At 44.3% G+C, this 22,867-nt stretch carries 24 protein-coding genes; 7 read left to right on the forward strand and 17 right to left on the reverse strand.

Annotated elements, in window-relative coordinates; all coding sequences use genetic code 11:
* Positions 1-138: 138 nt before the first annotated feature.
* Together R7P74_RS20885 and R7P74_RS20890 are read right to left on the reverse strand one after the other, a co-directional pair.
* Positions 139-882 (reverse strand): YggN family protein, encoded by a 744-nt coding sequence (locus R7P74_RS20885; protein WP_005380283.1) that lies wholly within the window; start codon positions 880-882, stop codon positions 139-141.
* Between the two features lie 61 nt (positions 883-943).
* Positions 944-1,423 carry a GreA/GreB family elongation factor gene (locus R7P74_RS20890; RefSeq protein WP_053349827.1) on the reverse strand — a complete coding sequence of 160 codons (480 nt, stop codon included), beginning with the start codon at positions 1,421-1,423 and terminating at the stop codon, positions 944-946.
* 76 nt (positions 1,424-1,499) lie between these two features.
* Here R7P74_RS20890 and R7P74_RS20895 point away from each other — a divergent pair, with 76 nt between their 5' ends.
* Positions 1,500-3,425 (forward strand): RecQ family ATP-dependent DNA helicase, encoded by a 1,926-nt coding sequence (locus R7P74_RS20895; protein WP_054577579.1) that lies wholly within the window; start codon positions 1,500-1,502, stop codon positions 3,423-3,425.
* On the opposite strand, the gene dinB is transcribed toward R7P74_RS20895, so the two are convergent.
* Both dinB and R7P74_RS20905 read right to left on the reverse strand, forming a co-directional pair.
* Complete coding sequence (gene dinB / locus R7P74_RS20900) at positions 3,422-4,486, reverse strand: DNA polymerase IV (RefSeq protein ID WP_025768236.1); 1,065 nt, start codon at positions 4,484-4,486, stop codon at positions 3,422-3,424. The two genes, R7P74_RS20895 and dinB, sit on opposite strands and share 4 nt — an antisense overlap.
* Before the next feature lie 76 nt (positions 4,487-4,562).
* On the reverse strand, positions 4,563-4,796 hold the full coding sequence (locus tag R7P74_RS20905) for a DUF2789 domain-containing protein (protein ID WP_005380277.1): 234 nt from the start codon (positions 4,794-4,796) through the stop codon (positions 4,563-4,565).
* Positions 4,797-4,983: 187 nt separating this feature from the next.
* On the opposite strand from R7P74_RS20905, the gene R7P74_RS20910 reads away from it, so the two are divergent.
* Positions 4,984-6,201: a response regulator gene (locus tag R7P74_RS20910; protein WP_005380276.1), complete on the forward strand. Its 1,218-nt coding sequence runs from the start codon at positions 4,984-4,986 to the stop codon at positions 6,199-6,201.
* A gap of 158 nt (positions 6,202-6,359) precedes the next feature.
* Here the strand turns inward: R7P74_RS20910 and nqrM are convergent, their stop codons facing one another.
* From nqrM to bolA, 9 genes are all read right to left on the reverse strand, one after another.
* Positions 6,360-6,593, reverse strand: a complete 234-nt coding sequence (gene nqrM, locus R7P74_RS20915; RefSeq protein WP_005380273.1) for a (Na+)-NQR maturation NqrM — start codon at positions 6,591-6,593, stop codon at positions 6,360-6,362.
* Positions 6,594-6,615: 22 nt separating this feature from the next.
* Positions 6,616-7,620 (reverse strand): FAD:protein FMN transferase, encoded by a 1,005-nt coding sequence (locus R7P74_RS20920; RefSeq protein WP_005380272.1) that lies wholly within the window; start codon positions 7,618-7,620, stop codon positions 6,616-6,618.
* A 157-nt stretch (positions 7,621-7,777) separates the two neighbouring features.
* Entirely contained in the window at positions 7,778-9,001 is a 1,224-nt protein-coding gene (gene nqrF, locus R7P74_RS20925) for an NADH:ubiquinone reductase (Na(+)-transporting) subunit F (RefSeq protein ID WP_005380271.1), read from the reverse strand.
* A gap of 33 nt (positions 9,002-9,034) precedes the next feature.
* Positions 9,035-9,631: an NADH:ubiquinone reductase (Na(+)-transporting) subunit E gene (nqrE, locus tag R7P74_RS20930; RefSeq protein WP_005380270.1), complete on the reverse strand. Its 597-nt coding sequence runs from the start codon at positions 9,629-9,631 to the stop codon at positions 9,035-9,037.
* A gap of 7 nt (positions 9,632-9,638) precedes the next feature.
* Complete coding sequence (locus R7P74_RS20935) at positions 9,639-10,271, reverse strand: NADH:ubiquinone reductase (Na(+)-transporting) subunit D (RefSeq protein ID WP_005380269.1); 633 nt, start codon at positions 10,269-10,271, stop codon at positions 9,639-9,641.
* On the reverse strand, positions 10,271-11,041 hold the full coding sequence (locus R7P74_RS20940) for a Na(+)-translocating NADH-quinone reductase subunit C (protein ID WP_005380267.1): 771 nt from the start codon (positions 11,039-11,041) through the stop codon (positions 10,271-10,273). Before R7P74_RS20940 ends, R7P74_RS20935 begins: the two co-directional genes overlap by 1 nt.
* The gene (locus R7P74_RS20945; protein ID WP_005380265.1) at positions 11,031-12,275 is read right to left on the reverse strand and encodes an NADH:ubiquinone reductase (Na(+)-transporting) subunit B; all 1,245 of its coding nucleotides are present in this window, start codon (positions 12,273-12,275) and stop codon (positions 11,031-11,033) included. Before R7P74_RS20945 ends, R7P74_RS20940 begins: the two co-directional genes overlap by 11 nt.
* Positions 12,276-12,280: 5 nt before the next feature.
* Positions 12,281-13,621 (reverse strand): Na(+)-translocating NADH-quinone reductase subunit A, encoded by a 1,341-nt coding sequence (locus tag R7P74_RS20950; RefSeq protein ID WP_005380264.1) that lies wholly within the window; start codon positions 13,619-13,621, stop codon positions 12,281-12,283.
* A 473-nt stretch (positions 13,622-14,094) separates the two neighbouring features.
* The gene (bolA, locus tag R7P74_RS20955; RefSeq protein WP_005380262.1) at positions 14,095-14,403 is read right to left on the reverse strand and encodes a transcriptional regulator BolA; all 309 of its coding nucleotides are present in this window, start codon (positions 14,401-14,403) and stop codon (positions 14,095-14,097) included.
* A gap of 243 nt (positions 14,404-14,646) precedes the next feature.
* On the opposite strand from bolA, the gene R7P74_RS20960 reads away from it, so the two are divergent.
* From R7P74_RS20960 to R7P74_RS20975, 4 genes are all read left to right on the forward strand, one after another.
* Positions 14,647-15,801: a methyltransferase gene (locus R7P74_RS20960; protein WP_005380260.1), complete on the forward strand. Its 1,155-nt coding sequence runs from the start codon at positions 14,647-14,649 to the stop codon at positions 15,799-15,801.
* A gap of 32 nt (positions 15,802-15,833) precedes the next feature.
* Positions 15,834-16,403: a YajG family lipoprotein gene (locus tag R7P74_RS20965; RefSeq protein ID WP_005380259.1), complete on the forward strand. Its 570-nt coding sequence runs from the start codon at positions 15,834-15,836 to the stop codon at positions 16,401-16,403.
* Positions 16,403-16,948, forward strand: coding sequence for a peptidylprolyl isomerase (locus R7P74_RS20970; RefSeq protein WP_005380258.1), 546 nt, complete (start codon positions 16,403-16,405; stop codon positions 16,946-16,948). Before R7P74_RS20965 ends, R7P74_RS20970 begins: the two co-directional genes overlap by 1 nt.
* 71 nt (positions 16,949-17,019) lie before the next feature.
* Positions 17,020-18,372 (forward strand): AmpG family muropeptide MFS transporter, encoded by a 1,353-nt coding sequence (locus R7P74_RS20975; RefSeq protein WP_005380257.1) that lies wholly within the window; start codon positions 17,020-17,022, stop codon positions 18,370-18,372.
* A gap of 63 nt (positions 18,373-18,435) precedes the next feature.
* Here the strand turns inward: R7P74_RS20975 and R7P74_RS20980 are convergent, their stop codons facing one another.
* The 4 genes from R7P74_RS20980 to R7P74_RS20995 are packed head-to-tail and all read right to left on the reverse strand — an operon-like array spanning position 18,436 to position 21,672.
* Positions 18,436-19,095, reverse strand: coding sequence for a ChrR family anti-sigma-E factor (locus R7P74_RS20980; RefSeq protein WP_005380256.1), 660 nt, complete (start codon positions 19,093-19,095; stop codon positions 18,436-18,438).
* The gene (locus R7P74_RS20985; protein WP_005380255.1) at positions 19,092-19,676 is read right to left on the reverse strand and encodes an RNA polymerase sigma factor; all 585 of its coding nucleotides are present in this window, start codon (positions 19,674-19,676) and stop codon (positions 19,092-19,094) included. Before R7P74_RS20985 ends, R7P74_RS20980 begins: the two co-directional genes overlap by 4 nt.
* A gap of 44 nt (positions 19,677-19,720) precedes the next feature.
* Entirely contained in the window at positions 19,721-21,079 is a 1,359-nt protein-coding gene (locus R7P74_RS20990) for a DUF4397 domain-containing protein (protein WP_318123144.1), read from the reverse strand.
* Positions 21,076-21,672 (reverse strand): LON peptidase substrate-binding domain-containing protein, encoded by a 597-nt coding sequence (locus tag R7P74_RS20995; protein WP_005380253.1) that lies wholly within the window; start codon positions 21,670-21,672, stop codon positions 21,076-21,078. Before R7P74_RS20995 ends, R7P74_RS20990 begins: the two co-directional genes overlap by 4 nt.
* Positions 21,673-21,995: 323 nt before the next feature.
* Here R7P74_RS20995 and R7P74_RS21000 point away from each other — a divergent pair, with 323 nt between their 5' ends.
* On the forward strand, positions 21,996-22,793 hold the full coding sequence (locus R7P74_RS21000) for a nucleoside-specific channel-forming Tsx family protein (RefSeq protein WP_005385292.1): 798 nt from the start codon (positions 21,996-21,998) through the stop codon (positions 22,791-22,793).
* The last annotated feature ends 74 nt before the right edge of the window (positions 22,794-22,867 follow it).

Consider the following 22,867-nt stretch of genomic DNA (forward strand, 5'->3'; position numbering starts at 1 on the left):
TAACATGAGTAGTTTTACAGGCAAAGCCGAAACGGATGATAACCACCTACTGAAGTAGGTGGTTTAGGGCTGAAAACGAAAAGAGAGCACAATTGTGCTCTCTCTTTATACCATTTAGTTCTACTTTTTGAAGGGTAATTAAATCGTAAATACTCGGTAATCTTTTAGCTCAGGGATTTTCTTCAACAGATCGTTTTCTTGCCCTGCCATGTCATCCAGCGAATCGCACAAGTCTTCTGCTTGTTGCTCTACCTCTTTCGAATGCTCGGCTAAACGCTCTTCTACTTTCGCGCTGAGTTCAGCCATACTCTCTGATAATGCAGTGAGGTTTATCCCTCCCTCTTCCTTCATTTTTTTCGATAAAGCATCCAACGAACTGGCTAAAAACTCTTTATTGAAGATCTCTTGTGCTTTTGCAAAGTCTTCAGTCCACCCTTGTGTCATAGACTCAAAACTCTCCGCAGGCAGGATGAAATCACCATCTTTGTAGTAACGTGATTCAACATCAGCGAAAAAGTCCTTTACTGCGACTTTTACATTATCAAACGCACCAGGTGCATCGAGGCTTTCCGCAACATCATCAATAATATCATTCGCAAGCGCTAAACCATCACTCGCCAATTGCTTTGCTTGTGGAATATACGCGTTCATTTTTTCGCGATAGTCTTCAATTGCCGCTTTTTGGTCGGCATTGAGTTCAATTAGCTCACCTTTGATGAAGAGGTTGTTATCCTCATCCACGACAGCTTTATCACCTGTCGTTTGGCGAATTTCCAAGCTTTGCCCATCCATACGGACTTCATTATTGATGTCCACACGACACTGCGCTGCATAACCAGTAGCACTGACCATCAGCAATGAGAGTGTAAAAAGCTTTTTCATGTCATTCTCTTTTATTTAACATTACTCGTGTTAAACATAACACTGAGTGATACATGAGATGTCAGCAAACCGTCACGACTTCGTAACAAGTTGTTTTATCTCCTATTTTCACGTCAACCTCATCACCTTCTTCTTTTCCGAACAACGCTCGACCCAGAGGAGATTTAGCTGTTAAGACAAAGACTTCCTGAGCCTGATATTGAACAGTCAAACCACCAGAGCAAGGGCCTACAAAGAAGTGCTTTTCAAGCAAATTCTCATCTGCGAGAACAACGTAAGCGCCAACACCAACAGGCGCATTCTTAAAGTCGCGAGTCACTAAAGAACGATATTGACGCAATTCCTCTTCACTATCTTGGATTCGCATGGCTTGTCCATGAGCAAGATACGCGGCTTCAAGTGCCAATGTATCGTACTTGTGCTCGGGAACAGTTTCTTCATCTGTCGCGGCATCGATCGCTCGCTGAGCCGATGCATGGGCAACTTGAAGTTTTTCTTCCAGATGTTGGATGATAATTTGGACTAAGTCAGCTTTGTTCATACTTTTAGGACGCGCGTTTAGTATTCGGGGTGTGTTAATGTAGCCAAGTTTACCATCAAAGAAAGGTTTCCCTATTATGCAAAGTGACTCGCTGCATCAAACACTTCAATCTGTATTTGGTTTTGACTCATTACGCCAAGGTCAGCAACCCGTTATTGAAGCCGTTATGAATGGTTACTCTGCTGCGGCTATCTTTCCTACAGGCTCGGGGAAGTCACTCTGTTATCAACTACCTGCAACCATATTACCCAACCTTACGTTGGTGATCTCTCCGTTGTTGGCGTTAATGAAGGATCAACTGAGCTTTTTACAAAGTAAAGGAATCGCTGCCGCTTCTATCGATAGCAGTCAAAGTAGAGAAGAAGCACAAAAGGTCATGGCTGGCGTGAAGAATGGACAAATCAAAATCTTGATGATTTCTGTTGAGCGGCTAAAAAACGAGCGTTTTCGTGAATTCGTTCGCCAAGTACCGATTTCTTTGATGGTCATTGATGAAGCGCACTGTATTTCCGAATGGGGGCATAACTTTCGTCCAGATTATCTCAAACTACCGCAATATCAACGTGAACTGAACATCCCACAGTCTTTACTTCTCACCGCAACGGCAACGCCTGCAGTTATTGAAGACATGCAAAAAAAGTTCGATATTGCCAGTGAACATATTACCGTTACAGGCTTCTACCGCCCCAATCTGGATATATCGGTGATCCCGTGTGAGGAAACAAAGAAACAAGAACAGCTCAGTGAGATCATCGCCTCTTCACCTAAGCTTCCGACCATCGTATACGTGACGCAGCAGCAAACAGCAGAACGAGTAGCAAAGTCATTAATCCATATTGGCATTAACGCTCACGCATACCACGCTGGCATGAAAAGCGACGTTCGTGCACAAATCCAACAGCAGTTCATGGATGGCCAAATTGACTGTATTGTTGCAACGATTGCATTTGGTATGGGGGTCGATAAATCTGATATTCGCCGCGTCATTCACTTCGACTTACCCAAATCAATCGAGAACTACGCACAAGAGATTGGACGTGCAGGCAGGGACGGGAAACGCTCTGAGTGCATTCTGCTAGGCAATACGTCCGGCTTAACGGTGTTGGAGAATTTTGTCTATGGTGACACACCAGAATTTGCGTCAATTAACTATGTAGTCGAGCAAGCGAAAGAACATGCTCCACAATGGGAGGTAGTGCCACTGCGTTTGTCGCGTGAAAGTAATATCCGCCAATTGCCACTCAAAACCTTGTTGGTTTATTTGGAGCTACATAACGTCATTGAAGCAAAGTACAGTTACTTTGCAGAATATCGGTTTAAGTTTTTGCACGATCAGCAATTTATTGTGAATCAATTTCAAGGCGAGCGACGTCAATTTGTGGAGGCTATTTTTTCCTGCTCACAAAAAGCCAAAGTGTGGTGCCAAGTTGATCTAGAAGCGCTATGGATGAACTATCAATCGGAACGCAGCCGAGTTGTCGCAGCGCTCGACTATTTTCACCAGAACGGCTGGATAGAACTAGAGAGCAAACAACTGACGGACGTGTACTCAGTTATGCCAACCAAACAGAGCTCGGATGTTTTAATCCAACAACTGTCTGAACTGTTCCAATCCAAAGAAAGCAAAGATATCGAAAGAATCCACACCATGCTGCACTTGTTCCAGTCCGAGCACTGTTTGAGCTCACAATTGGCGAACTACTTTGCGGATCACGATGCACCAAAGCAATGTGGTCACTGCTCCGTGTGTCGTGGTCACGTCGCCACATTCACAGCACCAGAACCTGAAGATATTGAACAATCTCAAGTATCGATATGGGCGCAGGAGTTTATTCAGCTTTCCCCATCGGCCATCAGTAATGATGCCGTTGCTCGCTTCTTGTGCGGAATCAGCACTCCTTTGATTAGCCAGCTAAAAGCCTCAAAGCTAGCAGGTTATGGTGCAATGGCAAACGTAAGTTTTGAGCAGGTATTAACGCAGGTAGAAACGGTAAGGGCCTAAAAAAAGCTCAATTGACGCGCTTGGTCTTCGGGCTTGAGCATCACGTTCAAGCCTAAAAGGCGAATTTCCCGTCCATTTTGGCGTTTAAGAATATCTCTTAGCAAGATCTTGAAGTCCTCAAGCTCTAATTGCGGATGGATGTGCTCAATTGTTGTCAGTTGAAAGTCGGCAAATTTGACTTTAATACCTTGTTTAATAATCGACTTATCTGGGCTTGCACGCTCTAAACGTTTCTCGAGTTCAGGATAAAGTTTCTCCTCAATCACTTGCCAACATTCATCATAGGTTGCGATGTTCTGGCTGAATGTCCTTTCCACACCGACGGACTTTCTCTCGCGCTCAACAACGACTTCTCGATTATCAATTCCATGGCTTCGCTGCCATAAGGAGGCACCCTGACGACCAAACTGCCTCAACAACTCTCGATAGTCACTGTTTTTAATGTCCTCACATCGATAAAAACCGGCTTGGTGGAGCTTCTCAAGACTCACCTTCCCCACACCAGGAATGTTCTCTAGCGGAAGACTATCGATAACCTCTTGGACTTTCTCTGGCGGAATCACAAATTGACCGTTGGGCTTGTTCATGTCTGACGCGACCTTGGCAAGAAACTTTATCGGAGCAATGCCCGCCGATGCCGTCAACCCAAGTTCACTCCAGATATCGCGGCGAATTGACTCTGCGATCAACGTAGCGGAGCCACGGCAAGCTGTCGAGTCCGTGACATCGAGGTATGCTTCATCCAATGAGAGAGGTTCAATGATAGGCGTATAACGCTCAAAAATAGCACGAATCTGCTGAGAGACTTGCTTATATACATGCATTCTACCGGGCACAACCAACAAATGAGGACAGAGTTGCAGCGCGCGCGCCGTTGACATTGCACTGCGAACACCATATTTACGCGCATCATAATTACAGGTGCTAATCACTCCACGCTGCTTTTCATGTCCGCCAACAGCGAGTGCAATGCCACGGTAACTGGGGTTATCTCTCATCTCTACGGCAGCATAAAAACAATCCATATCGACATGAATAATTTTTCTAATTCGATCTGACATAGCCATCAAAGCACTGTTCAAAAAAACAGTATAAATCAAATCTACCTGAAGAGAAATGGGCGTGTTTAAGCGAACGTCAATCTCGAAGCATTACGTCCAATTGATCGACTAATTCGGCCCAATCTGCATCTTCTTCGATGGCTTGTTTTAGAAAGTTCGCCTGTGACATCGTCCAAAAGCTAGCTTCATGTAAAGGCGCAGAATCTCTTTTGTGTCGATGTTGATTAATAAAATCTTTCATTTCTTGAGGAGAGCTACCGAGGCCCAGTTGTTGAAATAGCTCAGCCATACCATGTTGATGCATTTCCATACTACTTTCTCCCTACGTTAGCTAAACATAATTATATAACTAAGACAGGAATAATGATGTGATGTTAACGGATGCGTGTCAAACATTTGAGTAGTTGTTCTACTTTTGGTTGACATGTGTTTTTTGATGGCGATAAGTTTAATTTTAGTTATCATTGATTTTAAACAATTAATTTTGGGGACTGCGCTTGAGTAATAAGATTCTGGTTGTTGAAGATAGTCGTGCATTTAAAAACTTTCTTTGCCAAACAATAAGCCAAGCTGGTTATGAGGTCATCGCAGCGGAAAGCTACGCGGAGGCAAAGAACTTGTTATCTTCAGCACAGGACCTCTTCTGTGCGGTTTTAGACTATTGTTTACCGGATGCTCAAGATGGCGAGATTATTGACCTCGTTTTGGAACATGGTCATCGTGTCATTGTTTTAACGGCTCGATTTCAAGAAGACACTCGCGAAAAGATGCTTGCAAAAGGTGTCCTCGACTATATTTTGAAAGACAGCATGGCGTCCGTTTCCTATCTATTACCACTCCTCAAGCGACTAACCAACAATCAACAACACAAATGTTTAGTCGTTGATGATTCACACACCGTAAGAAGACACATTGCCCAACTTTTGGAGCATCAATATATTCAGACGTTGGAAGCTGACAATGGGCAAAAAGCCCTAGAGCTTGTCGAGCAAAATCCAGATATCACTCTCGTTTTAACCGACCATGATATGCCCGTTAAAGATGGCATTACTATGGTGCGTGAATTACGTCGGAAGTGGGATAAAAATCAATTAGCCATTCTCGGCTTGTCGGGTAGTAACTCTAAGACCATGACGGCTAGGTTTCTAAAAGCAGGGGCCAATGACTTTTTATACAAGCCATTTAATCAAGAAGAATTTTTTTGCCGTATTCACCAACTGTTAGATATCAAAGACGCAACATCTGAACTGTTTAAAATGGCAAATCAAGATGCGCTAACGGGCTTATGGAACCGCCGCTTTCTGTTTGAGCAACCCCATGTAGAAAACGCTCAAAGAAACATCGCGATGCTTGATATCGATTTCTTTAAGCAAGTAAATGATACACACGGACATGAGGGCGGCGATGCAGTGTTAGTCATGATAGCGAATATTCTAAAAATCTATTTTCCAAATGATATTGTCGCTAGGCTTGGTGGCGAGGAGTTTTGTATTCAAGCCAGTGGCGACTATGACGGCTTTCTAACACGCTTAGAACAAATGAGACAGCGCATAGAAAAAACGCCAATAACTTATTTGGACAAAAACATTCTTGTGACCGCGAGTATTGGTGTAAGCAACATCGAGGGGGAGCTGGAACAACAAATAAAAGTGGCGGATGAGCGACTTTACATGGCCAAAGAGAACGGACGTAACCAAATCATTTCTTCGTCCTAATGACTATCAGTGTGGTCTTGCTCTGTAACATGAGAGAAAGAAACAACAAAACACGGTATTGGGCTCTTTCTCGGACATCTGAGCTTTGGTTAGCTGCCTAAAAATAAAGCTCAGCAGAACGCTGAGCTTTATCACTTTCTTAGTACGATTAACCAATACTAAGCAATTCTATCTTTTTCCCACGCAGCCAATTTCTCAGCACGCGCAGCCTCGCGCGCTTCACGTTTTTTACGCGCATCGCAGGGTTCTGGACAATTACACACTTTTTCGATGCCAACTGCCCCTAAGCCACCACAGCTACCTTTCACGACTTTCTTTTGGAAAATGTATCCGACAGCCATTGCAGTGATTACCGCGACAAACACAGCAAAGGTAATTAGAAATGTATTCATAAAAACATGCTCACTTCTGTTGTTATTTCTTCATGAATGGCTTGTATGCTTCCGAAGCCAACTCTTTAAAACCATCTTCCGTTTTCACAATCATGAAAACAGGAATATTATTTTCGTTCGCAATTGCCATGCCTTTGTCTTCACCTAGCACCATAAGACCAGTTGCAAGACCATCAGCAGTCATCGACGATTTATCTAATACCGTTACAGACACCACTTTATGATGAATTGGTTTGCCTGTTCGTGGATTAATAATATGAGAGTATCTCACACCATTACTCTCAAAGTAATTACGATAGTCACCACTTGTTGCAATTGCCATGTCGCCTGGTTCAATAATTTCTTGAATTGAACGTTCATCAACGGTCGGTTTTTCAATTGCGATACGCCAAGGCACACCTTCACGATTGACACCTTTGAGACGCATTTCACCGCCAACTTCGACCATAAAGTTCTGTACCCCTTCAGATTGAAGGTAGTCAGCAACCACGTCAACCCCCCAACCTTTCGCAATCGTCGATAGGTCGACGTACAAGTTAGGAAGGTCTTTGGACAGTGTATTACCATCAACAGATAGGTGGTGAATACCGGTATTTGCTTTGCGAGCAGCGAGTTCTTCATCGGTTGGAACTACATCTGGACGAGCTTCTGGACCAAACCCCCACAGGTTAACTAGAGGGCCGACCGTCACATCCAATGCACCTAAAGTAAGACCGTTAAGGCGAATTGCTTCTTTCACTACCGTTGCAGTTTGTGTCGAAACTGTAAATGGCTCGCTCGTTTGATGCTGATTAAAACGACTTAACTCTGAGTCGTCACGATAGGTCGACATTTGGTCATTAACCTCTTCCAATAAGCGATCAATTTCTGTCTGCATCGCTTTTGGCGTTGGAATACCATCTTGCTCGATATACTTGATGTTGTAAGAAGTCCCCATGGTAGGGCCACTTAAATGAATTTGATCGGCAGGCTGCTCACAGCCAGCCAAAATCAATAGAGAAGCAAATGCAACAAGCCACTTTTTCACTTGTTAACTCCCAATGTTGTTGAATTGATATGGGAAATAGGATCAATCCTTTCAATCCGATTACCTATATCAACTGTTGAGTATCAGTTTTATGTCTATAAAAAATAATGGCTAGCTCTCTTGGAGAGCTAGCCATAGATTCAATCACTTGGAGGAATTAACCACCGAAGTCATCTAGTAGGATGTTTTCATCCTCTACACCTAGATCTTTTAGCATGCCGATTACAGCAGCGTTCATCATAGGTGGACCACACATGTAGTATTCACAGTCTTCTGGCGCTTCGTGATCACGTAGGTAGTTCTCGTAAAGAACGTTGTGAATAAAGCCAGTGTAACCATCCCAGTTATCTTCTGGAAGTGGATCAGACAGTGCACAGTGCCATACGAAGTTGTCATTCTCAGCTTGTAGCATATCGAAGTCTTCTACGTAGAACATTTCACGCTTAGAACGTGCGCCGTACCAGAAAGACATCTTACGCTTAGAGTGCAGACGCTTAAGTTGGTCGAAGATGTGTGAGCGCATTGGAGCCATACCAGCACCACCACCAACGAATACCATTTCTGCATCTGTATCTTTCGCAAAGAACTCACCAAATGGACCAGAAATAGTACACTTGTCGCCTTCTTTTAGAGACCAGATGTACGAAGACATGATGCCTGGTGGTACGTCTGGGTTGTTCGGCGGCGGAGTTGCGATACGAACGTTAAGCATGATGATACCGTGCTCTTCTGGGTAGTTAGCCATAGAGTATGCACGAATGGTCTCTTCATTAACTTTAGACTCGTAACGGAAAAGGTTGAACTTCTCCCAGTCTTCACGGTATTCCTCAGGAATATCGTAGTCTGCGTATTTCACGTGGTGAGCAGGAGCTTCAATCTGGATGTAACCACCAGCACGGAAAGGTACTGATTCGCCATCTGGAATTTGTAGCTTAAGCTCTTTGATGAATGTCGCTTTGTTATCGTTAGAGATAACAGTACATTCCCACTTCTTAACGCCGAAGATTTCTTCAGGAAGCTCGATATCCATGTCAGTTTTCATTGCAACCTGACACGCTAGACGCTCACCTTCACGCGCTTCACCTTTAGTAATATGGTCAAGCTCGGTTGGTAGGATGTCGCCACCACCTGATTTAACTTTTACGCGACACTGACCACATGAGCCACCGCCACCACAAGCAGAAGATACGAATACGCCAGCACCTGCTAGAGCACTCAGTAGCTTACCACCTGGTTGTGTAACGATCGCCAGAGAAGGGTCATCGTTCACAGAAATTGTAATGTCACCTGTTGGTACAAGCTTAGACTTAGCGAAAAGAATCACTAGTACTAGTGCTAGTACGATCAGAGTAAACATCACTACACCAAGAATAATGTCCATTGACTATTCCTTAATTGTTGCGGTTTACCCGACTTACAGTTGAACACCAGAGAAAGACATAAAGCCTAACGCCATAAGACCTACAGTGATAAATGTGATACCAAGACCACGTAGACCTGGAGGTACGTCAGAGTACTTCATCTTCTCACGGATACCTGCAAGAGCAACGATTGCTAGCATCCAGCCCACACCAGAGCCGAAACCGTAAACGATCGATTCAGCAAAGTTGTAGTCACGTTGTACCATGAAAGATACACCACCGAAGATTGCACAGTTTACTGTGATCAGCGGTAGGAAGATGCCTAGCGCGTTGTACAAAGGTGGGAAGAAACGGTCTAGGACCATCTCTAGAATCTGTACAAGTGCTGCAATTACACCGATAAAGGTGATGAAGTTTAGGAAGCTAAGGTCCACGCCCTCAACTAACGCGTTCTCTCTCAGAACTAGGTTGTATACCAGGTTGTTCACAGGAACAGCGATAGTCAGAACTACCACAACTGCAACACCTAGGCCGAAAGAGGTCTTAACCTTCTTAGATACGGCAAGGAAAGTACACATACCTAGGAAGAAAGACAGAGCCATGTTTTCGATGAAAATCGATTTAACTAACAGACTAATGTAATGTTCCATGACGTCCTTACTCCTTCGCTTCTACTTGTTCTGGTTTCAGAATACGGATTACCCAGATAAGGAAGCCGATTAGGAAGAATGCTGATGGTGCTAGTAGCATTAGGCCGTTAGGCTGGTACCAACCACCGTTGCTCACTAGAGGTAGAACTTCTAGACCAAATAGTTTGCCTGAGCCAAATAGCTCACGGAAGAAACCTACAGTGATAAGAACGAAGCCGTAACCTAGACCGTTACCAATACCGTCAATAAGAGATGGTACTGGCGCAGACTTCATTGCGAATGCTTCAGCACGACCCATTACGATACAGTTAGTGATAATCAGACCAACGAATACAGATAGCTGTTTAGAGATATCGTATAGGTAAGCTTTTAGCACTTGGTCTACCACGATTACTAACGATGCGATGATTGCCATCTGAACGATGATACGCACACTGTTAGGAATGTGGTTACGGATCAATGAAACAGAGAAGTTAGACAACGCAGTTACAAATGTTACCGCTAGTGTCATTACAAAAGCTGTTTCTAGTTTAGTTGTTACTGCAAGAGCAGAACATACACCAAGAACTTGTAGCGCGATTGGGTTGTTATCCAACACTGGCGCTAGGATGCTCTTTTTAACGTTTTGTGCACTAGACATTAGTTAAGTTCTCCGTCACGAACTTTTGCTAGGAAAGGACCAAAGCCCATATCACCTAACCAGAAGTCAAATGTGTGTTGAACACCATTACTAGTGAGCGTCGCTCCTGATAGGCCATCAACACCGTGCTCAGAACCTTGCGGTGCGCCGCCTTTCACGACCTTAATCGCTGGCTGGTGATCTTCATTGTACAATTTCTTGCCAATGAATTGATCGCGCCATGAAGGGTTCTCTACTTCACCACCAAGTCCAGGAGTTTCACCTTGCTCGTAGTAAGTAATAGCAGACACAGTGTTACCATCAGTTTCAACGGCTACAAAGGCATACATCATCGACCATAGTCCTTTACCGTGCATAGGCAGGATAACTTTTTGGACTTCATCTTGATCTTTTACAAGGTACACCACTGCTGTATTCGCGCGACGACGGATATCAGCTACATCTTCTTCTGGTGTCAATGCGATTGAACGTTCTGCATCTTTTGATGCTTCACGTTGATCGTACGTAGATGCATTACCCTCAGTAAAGTTACCTGTTTCAAGGTCTACTAGACGAGGTTCGATGTACTCAGCAAATAGCTCTGGTACTTTCTTACCGTTTGCGTCAATGCCTGCAACTTCAACGATCTTTGATTGCTTATCTAGGACAGCGTTAGCTTTTTGCTTATCACGCAGACCTACTGCTGCTGTTGATACGATGATTGAACAAACAAGGCTCAACCCGATAACAACACCCAGCGTCTTTTTAATGCTGTCGTTATTACTTGCCATAGCGTGCTAGTCTCCGCTTGATGTTCTTCTCAATCACTACATGGTCGAACAGAGGTGCGAATAGGTTCGCGAATAGAATCGCCAGCATCATACCTTCTGGGTACGCTGGGTTAACTACACGGATCATCACACACATTGCACCAATCAGGATGCCGTACCACCATTTACCTTTGCTAGTAAATGACGCTGATACTGGGTCCGTTGCCATGAAGAACATACCGAATGCAAAACCACCTAGAACTAGGTGCCAGTGCCATGGCATATTAAACATTGGATTAGTGTCAGAACCGATCACGTTAAACAGAGTCGATACTGCGATCATACCGATCATCACACCCGCAATGATGCGCCATGAAGCGATTCGCATGTAAACGATCATCGCTGCACCGATCATTAGAGCTAGAGTCGATACTTCACCAATAGAGCCAGGGATGTTACCGATGAACGCGTCCATCCAAGTGATAGGAGCGCCAGTTACTGTGTTAACTAGAGCACCGTTACCACCTTGAGCCCATTGGCTAAGAGCAGTTGCACCAGAGAAGCCGTCAGCTGCAGTCCATACTACGTCACCCGAAATTTGTGCTGGGTAAGCGAAGAATAGAAATGCACGACCTGCAAGTGCAGGGTTAAGGAAGTTACGACCTGTACCACCGAAGATCTCTTTTGCTACAACAACACCAAATGTGATACCTAGTGCCGCTTGCCATAGAGGTAGCGTTGGTGGAACGATAAGTGCGAATAAGATAGAAGTTACAAAGAAACCTTCGTTAACTTCGTGTTTACGCACCATACAGAACAACACTTCCCAGAAGCCACCAACAATAAATACTGTTGCGTAGATTGGCAGGAAGTAAGTCGCACCTAGTAGCATCTTACTGCCAACACCCGCTTCCGCACCGATAGTGCCGCCAAGCATTTCTGTTAGCCAGTAGTGCCAGTTACCTGCGATAACTGTCGCTAGTTGGTCACCAGCGTACATGTGGTTAAGTGCTGCAATAGCTTGGCCACCTGCGTTGTACATACCCCAGAACATTGCTGGGAATACCGCAAACCAAACCATGATCATGATACGTTTTAGGTCAACGCTATCACGAACGTGCGAGCTTTTATTTGTTACGATACCTGGGGTGTAAAAAACTGTTGCTACAGCTTCGTACAGGGCAAACCATTTTTCGTGTTTGCCACCAGGCTCAAAATGATGCTCGATGTCTTCAAGAAACTTTTTAAGAGCCATGAAAATTACCCTTCCTTCTCGATAGTATCTAGGCATTCACGAAGTAACGTACCGTACTCGTACTTACCTGGACATACAAAGGTACACAATGCTAGATCTTCTTCATCCAGTTCAAGCGCACCCAGTGCTTGAGCACTGTCTGTGTCGCCGGCACATAGATCACGAAGCAGCAAAGTAGGCTCCATATCTAGAGGCATTACGCGTTCGTAGTTGCCAATTGGAACCATTGAACGATCACTACCATTGGTCGTCGTTGTCATATTGAACAACTGACCTTTGAATACGTGACCAAGGAAAGAGCGAGTTACCGAGAACTTATTCTTACCAGGCATTGCCCAGCCAAATAGTTCTTTTTCACGGCCTTCACGTAATACAGAAACCTGTTGATGGTAACGGCCAAGGTATGCGTGTGGACCAGTTGCATGTGTACCTGTTAGTACTGAACCAGAGATCACACGAACTTCGCCAGGCATCAGCTCGTTATCTGTTAGGTCATCTAAGCTTGCACCCATTACGGTACGAACTAGACGAGGGTTATTCACAACTGGGCCAGCTAGAGACACAACACGATCTGTGCATAGCTCACCAGTTAGGAACAGCTTACCGAACGCGATAACGTCTTGGTAGTTGATGCTCCATGCCACATTCTCTGCATTTACTGGGTATAGGAAATGCATGTGGGTGCCAGCAAGACCTGCTGGGTGAGGGCCATCGAAGACGTGTTCTTCTACGTTAGACTGTGAAGAGCGTGGCAGGCTAGTGCCAGATTTACATACGTAAACCTTGCCTTCTGTCAGGGCTGAAAGAATGTCTAGACCAGCAATGAATGCTTCTTGTTGCTCATTAATGATCAACTCAGGCTTAGCTGCTAGTGGATTAGTATCCATTGCAGTTACGAAAATAGCCTTAGTAGAAGACTCGATTGCAGGAACCTTGCTAAACGGACGAGTACGTAAAGCGGTCCATAAGCCAGAGTCAACCAACTGAGTCTTGATCACTTCACGATCTAGACCTGAAAGTTGAGCGGCTTCGAACTTATCAAATGTCACCTGCTCTTCACCTGCCACTTCAATCACTACAGATTGAAGGACACGTTTAGCGCCACGGTTAACTTCGATCACTTTACCGGCTGCTGGTGCAGTAAATTTCACGCCTGGGTTCTTTTTATCTTCAAAAAGAACTTGCGCTTTTTTCACTTCATCACCAACGCGGACATGCATGGTAGGTCGCATGCCAACGTACTCTTCGCCAAGCAAGGCGACTTTTTTGATGGTCTTACCATCATTAATCACCTGGGATGGAGTTCCTGCGATAGGAAGATCCAAGCCCTTCTTTATTGTAATCATACGCACTTGCACTACTTTTATCGGGAAAAAGATTCTTTTGATTGCGTAACTTTTAGACACGACATCAGTGTCCGGTTTTGATGTTGTTTTAAACATCAAAATCGCAACATCCTATTAAAAATCTCGTCACAAGGAATACGCGAGATTTATCAGGTGCCGTAGTCTAGCATTTTTTAGGAACTTGATGCCATGATCAATCATTAGAATAGAGGGGTTATTTCGGTAGAATCAGGTCTAAAAGGTCAAAGAATAGTCATAACTTTGACCCATCGCACAAATGCCATATTCCATACATATCTTATGGAAAAGTGATATTCATCGCCTGAAATATTCTGCAATTTCCATTCATTTGTTGAAACACTGTTAACACATTTTTTAACCAGAATTTGTGCCACGTTAACGTCCCTAAAGAATGTAAAACGAAAAAAGATGGCCTTAAGCCACCTTTCTCTGCACCTTTATATCTTGCGTTTTTAGTGACCACCACCCATACACATCGGGCTATCAGGGGCGCCATCTTGTTCACGCTTCCACTCTTCATCAGTATATGTATGAATAGCTAATGCATGAATGTGGTTGTCCAGTTCATCTGCCAAAATTTGATGAACTTGACGATGGCGCCCAATCAAACGCTGTCCCGCGAACGAATCACTCACAACAATCACTTTGAAATGACTCTCTGAGCCTGGTGGCACATTATGCATGTAGCTCTCATTAATGACTTTGAGATAGCTGGGTTGCAGCTCACTGTGTAGTTTCTTCTCTATGATTTCTTGGATCATATTCGTTCCTCATTGATGCGAATTCCATAAGTATATACCTAAGTAAAGCAGACATGCATCACTCAAACGTCACTCTCATTATTGACGCACTTTGTAGACATATTGTCTCAAGGCGCTTGACTCCACGAACATGTCTAAAGAGCAGCCATCACTGAACTCGTAAAATTTGACAGCTTTTTGTATCTCGACACGTCATCATTTGCGACAATAACACTTAATTTCTAAATCAACTTACATTTAGCTATGAAAACCGAACTGAACCTTCACGAGCGAAGCTTAACACTTCATCGTTTCCCAAAACGTAGTAACGAAACGCTACAAGCGTGGGATGCCGGTGATGAGTATCTTATTAATCATGTTGAAGAGCTTGCTTTGCCAGACAATCAAAACATCCTCGTGATTAATGACAGCTTTGGTGCCCTCTCCTGCTGGTTTTCGGAAAAGCACCATGTAACGCTAATGAGTGATTCATTCATCTCACATAAAGGTGCACAGCAAAATCTCGAGCAAAACCAGTGCAATAAAGTAGCGTTTGCCACCACGATGGACCTCGTTCCTGCCAATATTGATCTCGTCTTGCTGCAACTGCCCAAAAGTAACCGCCATCTAGTGTGGATACTAAGCCAATTAAGAAAGGCGCTACCGGCTTCCTGCCCCGTCATTGCAGTCAATAAAGCGAAAGACATTCATACTTCGACGCTAAAACTGTTTGAAAAATACTTAGGCGAAACAAAAACATCTTTGGCCTGGAAAAAGCACAGATTGGTGTTTTCTCAAGCAACAGTTGAGCCTACGATTGAAGTAATGCCTTTCACGACTTGGCGCGTTGATGGCGAAGATATCGAACTCAAGAACATGCCAAATGTCTATTCAGGAGAAAGTTTAGATTTAGGTGCACGCTTTATGCTGCAGCACCTGCCTCAAGACCCTTCAATAGACAATGTCATCGACCTCGGCTGCGGCAATGGTGTTCTGTCTGTTAAATTTGGTCAGTTGAATCCAAATGCTCGGCTAACATGTGTTGATGAAAGCTTTATGGCGCTTGAGTCGGCAAAACAGAACCTACGCGACAACCTTGGTGAAAATAGAGACATACAGTGCATAGCGAACAATTGCTTGGACGGTTTTAAACACAGCAGCAGCTCTATGGTTATGTGTAATCCACCGTTTCATCAACAACAGGCAATCACCGATCATATTGCTTGGCAAATGTTCTGCGATGCTAAACAAGTATTAAGTGAAAATGGCCGTTTACTGGTTATCGGAAATCGTCACCTCGGGTACGACGCAAAACTCAAACGTCTGTTTGGCGATAAAAATGTGAAACTTATCGCTTCCAACAATAAGTTTGTGATTTTACAGGCTACAAAAAATCCTGCTAAATTAAGCGCAAAATAAGCTTTAGCAAAATAGTTAAAAGGAATAATAAAATGAGAAAATTGGTACTTGCGGCTTCGGTTGCGTTGCTTGCTGCGTGTTCAGCCCCTCAACAACCTCAGCTGAACCTGATGCCAGAAAGCACATTGAGCACCAATCCAATTGTTCAAGGCAAGACTTACAGTTTGACCAGCAAAGATGTACGTGCAGCGCAGTACGTGGCGTTGGTGGATAACGGCCGTTCGAACATTCTTCCTCTTCATGCTAAACAGAATTTACGTATTGCGTTAGAAGAAGCATTAGAGAAGCAATTCTCATCTCAAGGTTTCCATGCGGATCTAAACAGCAACAACGCGATTGAATTGAGCGTTCAAGAAGCGTTGGTCAACGTGAAGCATTCGGTGATGGAAAATGAGATGGATGCTAAAGTTGTGCTGGAAATCACAGCAGAGACACCTGAGGGCAAGCTAGTCAAAACTTATACAGGTACAGCAAAGCGATCTGGCACATTGAGTGCTTCTGATGCCGATATTGAAGAGACATTGAATGATGTGGTGACATTGACGCTTAAAGAGATTGCCAATGACCCTGAGCTTCGTCAGTACATGCAGGAGCGTTTCTAATGTTACGCAAAGCGATTCTGTCCTTAGCACTACTCAGCTGCAGCGTTTGGGCTGGACCAAAAGTAGCGTTTGAAACGACACTTGGTTCATTTACGGTTGAGTTAAACGAAGAGAAAGCACCTATCACTGTCGCTAATTTTCTAAAATATGTAGAAGATGGGAGCTACGAGGGTACTATTTTTCATCGTATTATCCCAGGCTTCATGGCACAAGGTGGCGGCTTTAACCAAGATATGCAGATGGTGAAAACATACGCGCCAATCAAAAACGAAGGAAATAATGGTCTAAACAATGACCGTGCTACCATCGCCATGGCACGAACCAATGCACCAAACTCTGCAACTCGTCAGTTTTTCGTCAACTTAGTCGACAATGACTTTCTCAACTATGGCGCTCGACCACCAGGTTATGCTGTATTTGGTGAGGTTACTGAGGGGTTCGACGTTATCCAGAAAATGGCTCAGCAGCCGACCACGACGGTAGGCCGAATGCGTGATGTACCAGAGACGCAAATCGTCATCACCAAAGCTACACTACTTAAATAGCCAAAACGATAAGCCCTTTGAATAATCGAAGGGCTTTCTCTTTCAACGGCTTCATTTTATTGGATTGATTTATGTCTTCATTACCTTCCATCACTTGGTTGGAAACGGTAAAAAGTTACCTCGATAAACGACTCATGTGGGTTTTCATGCTGGGCTGCTCTAGCGGCTTTCCGTGGGTTCTTATCGGTTCAAACATGTCAGGTTGGCTAAAAGATGCCGGCTTGACCCTCTCCGCAATTGGCTATTTTGGTAGCGTTTTTGCGGTCTATGCGATCAACTTTCTGTGGGCACCTCTGGTTGACCGCGTGAAGCTGCCAGTCCTCTTTAGACTGCTGGGGCAAAGACGTAGCTGGATTTTCTTTTGTCAAAGTATCGTACTCGTCGCTACCCTATTTATTGCCGGTGTTAATCCAGCGGAAAACTTGGTGTTTGCGTCACTACTCGCCTTGTGTATTGCAACGGCTTCAGCGACACAAGACATCGCAATTGATGCTTTTCGTATTGATACTTTCCCAAAGTCAGAAGAGTCTAAACTGCCTCAAGCTTCTGCAATGGCGGTCATTGGCTGGTGGACAGGTTATTCACTACCGGGTTATTTAGCGTTTGTTAATGCTGACAGTGTCGGTTGGAATGGTGTGTATTACGGGATGGCGGTGATAGTCGGCATTCTAATGGTCTTTACGATTTTAGTCGGTGAACCTAAGACTCAACGCGAACAACTTCAGTCTGCCGCTGAACAACGCCACAAAGAAGTGGTTGGTTCGAAAGTCGTAGCTTGGTTTACCGTGACTGTTGTGGAACCTTTCCTTGATTTCTTTAATCGCAATGGTGTCCGTGTCGCGATTACTCTGTTGCTGTTCGTTTTCCTATTTAAAATTGGCGAAGCGTTTTTGGGCAGGATGTCGATCGCGTTCTACAAAGATATTGGTTTTAGCAATGAACAAATTGGCTATTACTCCAAACTGATTGGTTGGGGAGCCACCATCTTCTTTACTTTTGTCGGAAGCATGTTCAACGTTAGGTTTGGTATTGTACGTGGATTAATGATCGGTGGTATTGCTATGTCTGCCAGTAACTTGATGTTTGCTTGGATTGCTTCGGTAGGCCCAAACGAGCACTTGTACTTAGCCACGATTATTGTCGATAACTTTACGACTGCTTTCTCAACTGTCGCTTTTGTTTCATTTTTGACGATTCTAACCGGACAAGCATTTTCGGCAACTCAGTATGCGTTGCTTGCTTCTCTAGGAAACTTCGGACGGACGACTCTTGCTTCTTTCAGTGGCGAGCTAGTGGATTATCTTAATGATTGGAGCACATTCTTCGTGCTTACCGCTGTCATGGTCGTGCCAAGCTTGATTATGTTGTACTCGCTACGACATTACTTTGATGCTCTATTGGAAAAAGCACGTCACAAGCATTAACGAAACATATAAAAAACCACCGAATTCGGTGGTTTTTGTTTTGCGAGATATAAGATAAGAGGTCTATGGGTATAACCCTTTACCAAACATATTAAATATACGTGCCACGCCTTGAGTAAAGATCATCGGCTCAGTCAATACGGTTAAACACAAGCAGTCTTCTCCGGCCTTAGTGTAAGGGCTGTGCTTCACTGATGCGTCTCTAATCATCAAATCGCCCTCTTCATATTGGCCATCCTCGTCACTAAATCCGCCATGCAGGATCAATGTAGACTCCAGGCCTTTGTGCGTATGTTGAGGAATTTGCACATCTTCCCCGATGTACATTAAGCTGACACGAGCGTCTTCCCCTAGGTCAATCTGAGCACTAAAAACCTTGCCTCCGTAACTTCTCCATGACCCTACGAGGTCAGAGAAACGCGCTAAAGTTTTAGGAAGAGCGAAACTTTTTCCTGCGACATTAACAGCAGCAGAGTCGCGGATCACGATATTATCAGTCGCTGGCTCCGCATTGATGATGTCATTAAACATGTCGTCAAATTCAGAAACATACTCAGAAGGTATGTCACTTACGATGTTCGCTTGACTTGCTTCGACTTGGTTCACATAAGCTCGGCACTTGGTGCATGTTTCTAAATGGGTTGCGACCACAAGACCAGAAACCGCATCAATGCTTCCCGAAGCGTATGCTTCTAACAAGCTGTTATCTGGGTGTTTGTTCATAGTTGCTCCGTATGCATTGAATGCCTTAGCTTTTCTACTGCAAGCCTCAGCCTGGATTTTACAGTACCGAGGGGTATATCAAATAATTCCGCGACCTGTTGATGAGGTAGCTCTTCAAGATATACCGCTTGTAAAACATCTCTCTGGTTTTTCGGTAATATATCTAAAAACTTAACCACCTGTTCTTTCAACATATCTTGTTCTGGTGAATAGTGATCAACAAGATCAGGTGGATAATACTCTGACGGCCAAATGTCATCAGAATGAATGTGTAATTCCTTACCTTTCTGTTTTCTCAGCAAATCAAAACAAAGGTTTCGGATTATGGTATATATCCAAGTCGATAACGCGCTCTTTTCACCATCATAGAGGTGCGCTTTCTGCCAAACTGTCGCCATGGTCTCTTGCACCATCTCCATAGCAACTTGCTCATTACCAACATGTTTGTAAGCGAATTGCTTCAGCTTGGGTGCGTAAAAACGGAATACAAAAGCGAACGCATCTTTGTCTCGAGCCTTCACTTTATCCATGTAATCGTTCCAATCACTGCGCCCCAGTTTTTTCGGGCTATCACTCATCATAATCGGCCTTAATTTGTGGGAGGAGTCTCCTCCTCCCATTCGTCCTAATCGGTCACGTCATCGACCAACAAGTTGAAACCACCGTTGTTCCCATCATCAATGGCAACGACTTGGTACACAACACCGTTCATTACATTGACTGGTGCTGAGTCAACCGCAACAATACTTGGGTTACCAGCCACTGTTACCGTTACATAATATGTACCTTCAGCGACATATAATCCTTGTACGCTATTTTTATACGCAAAATTAGCAATAGTTGGATCACTTCCATCTATTCCTGCACTCGTAGTGAGGTAAATATCCACCATTTCCGCTATAGGATTAGCCGCAGCGTGTGTCACATTCAATGTCGCGCTAGTCGCCACAGCGCGTCTCATATCTTCAACAACCAGAGCTTCGATATCAATCGCTGGGCTAACAACACCGACTGCATAAACACTGTAATCCATTCCACCTGCAACCATTAACCCGTCAACATCTATGATCGGATTGGTTGTTGTGCCATCCACGTAAACGTCAATATCGTAAGCGCCAGCAGCAAGATCCAAATAACCACGAATCTCTTTGAACGCTAAGTCGGCAAGAGGAGCGAAGGCCGCCCCGTTAACGTTAACATCGACGACTGGCGCTCCATCGACAAGGTGTCCGACTCTTACTTCAGCTTGGCTGCCCATATCTTCAATTATAGAAGAGCCCGAACCGTCCAACACCAAGAGTTTGACAGGTGACGTGCTATTCGAATCTCCTGTGCCGATAGCGGCAATCGTCAAGTTGGAATTAGCCGCAAGAGGTACTGTGCCGGAGTCAAAAGCAACGCTGTCTCCTACGGCAAGTCGAACTTGATACTCACCAGCTGGGATGTTCAATACGTCGGTAGAAGCTTTGTAAGCAAGGTTAGTTATTGGAGTCGCGCTAGCAAGAGCAACACCTGGCTCAGTGACATAAAGATCAACAGCAGGAACGCCTGAAGCTGCATGAACAACTTGAACATCTAGACTATTGGCATCAGCCATTGAATCGGCGCTGCGAGTCACAACTAAAGGCTCAACTGGGTTTGGCGAACCATCGGCATCGCCAACAACGAACACGTTATAATTGAGGTCGGAATCAAGATCTAGTTCTGTTTTAGGTATTACGGTCGCGGTTTCATTACCTGGGAGCTGAACATCGACCTGAATCGAATTCATCCCCTCTCGCAATTTAACGTAGCCAGATCCCACACCATAATCAACATTCGTTAATGATGGTTTATCGTTGATCCACACATTTGCAAGCGGCGCATCAGAAGACGCGTGCACTGCTTGTAAATTGGAATACCCGATAGTGTCACTGTCGGAGCCACACGCCGCCAGTCCTAATGCCGCCACCATAGTTAGCGCAGCTCTGCCAAATCCTTTCATATCCTTGCCTCTTTGTTAGTCGGGGCTTCTATGGCTTCTGTCAGAAATTGCAACGCAGGAATGCAGTTCTCTGCGCCAACGAGCTGTTCGAACAGATTGCAGTCTAAAGGAAGTAATTCAAGCCAGCGCTGGGTCACCCAAGCTGAGTCATCGTAAAAACGATGCTGGTAGAGGTTTCCAAGTTGAGGAAACTCTTCATAAACATGGGATAACTGCTGGCTTAAATAGAAGAAATCTGGTGAGTTGTCTGGATGTTGCCAATTGTCTAACCATTCGACCTCTGCATGGCGTAAGCCGTCCGCATCTGCACGAACTCGTTTGACAACAAAGCGTTTCTCACCAGCGACTGTAATACCAAGAAGACCATCACTGAGTGTTTCAAAATCAACAATCCTGACCAAAGTTCCGATAGATGAAACGTTACCCACGTCTTTAGGGTCACCTTCACTTCCTACTAGGCAAACTCCAAAACCCACATTTTGTAGGCTGCATTCCTTTACCATTCGCTTATATCGTGGCTCAAAAATGCGCAGATTCATTTTACCTTCAGGGAGTACAACTGAAGTGAGTGGGAATAACATGACTTCTTTCATTCAAACGTCCTCTTTGATTCACGGATACATACGAATCCCTTATCACTCCGATCACTAACGATTTATGTTGGTTAATCGACTGGCTTAAAAAGTCATAAAATCGCTCACGCAAACGATCCAAATCACACATTTATTGCAATAAAATGCAACAAACAAAAAGTTCCGTAAATAAAGATAATTTCGTGATGCAACTCACCAAAAACGTTTCATTTTGCACCCTTTATCACTTTCATTTGGGATTTTTATCGCTATTATTCCCGCCAATTGGAAAGCGCAGCACAGATTGCGTGTTCTGAATCATTACAAACATAGAGAGTCCCCTTATGCGTAAATCACTTTTAGCTCTTAGCCTTCTAGCGGCTACTTCAGCTCCAGTTATGGCGGCAGATTACTCTGACGGCGATATTCACAAAAACGATTACAAGTGGATGCAATTTAACCTAATGGGTGCATTTGACGAACTTCCAGGTGAGTCTTCACACGACTACCTAGAAATGGAATTCGGCGGCCGCTCTGGTATCTTCGACCTTTACGGCTACGTTGATGTATTCAACCTAACTTCTGATCCAGGTAGCGACAAAGCTGGCGCAGAGAAGATCTTTATGAAATTCGCTCCACGTATGTCTCTAGATGCGGTAACTGGTAAAGACCTATCTTTCGGTCCAGTTCAAGAGCTATACGTTGCAACTCTAATCGAGTGGGGTGGTAACTCTGGTGTTAACTCTCAAAAAATCGGTCTAGGTTCTGACGTAATGGTTCCTTGGTTTGGTAAAGTTGGTGTTAACCTATACGGCACTTACGACGGCAACAAAAAGGATTGGAACGGTTTCCAAATCTCGACTAACTGGTTCAAACCATTCTACTTCTTCGAGAACGGTTCATTCATTTCTTACCAAGGCTACATCGATTACCAATTCGGTATGGATGATGATGCTGGTAACAAGTTTGGTTCAACCGCGTCAAACGGTGGTGCAATGTTCAACGGTATCTACTGGCACTCAGACCGCTTCGCAGTGGGTTACGGTCTAAAAGGTTACAAAGACGTGTACGGTATCAAAGATACTGATGGGTTCAAGTCAACTGGCTTTGGCCACTACCTTGCTGTAACTTACAAGTTCTAATTGAACCACTAAGTTTGCTCAAAAATGGCGCCTTTCGGCGCCATTTTTATTTGCTTTCCTTTTTTCCCTCATTA

This window comes from Vibrio sp. 2033, from assembly GCF_033339735.1.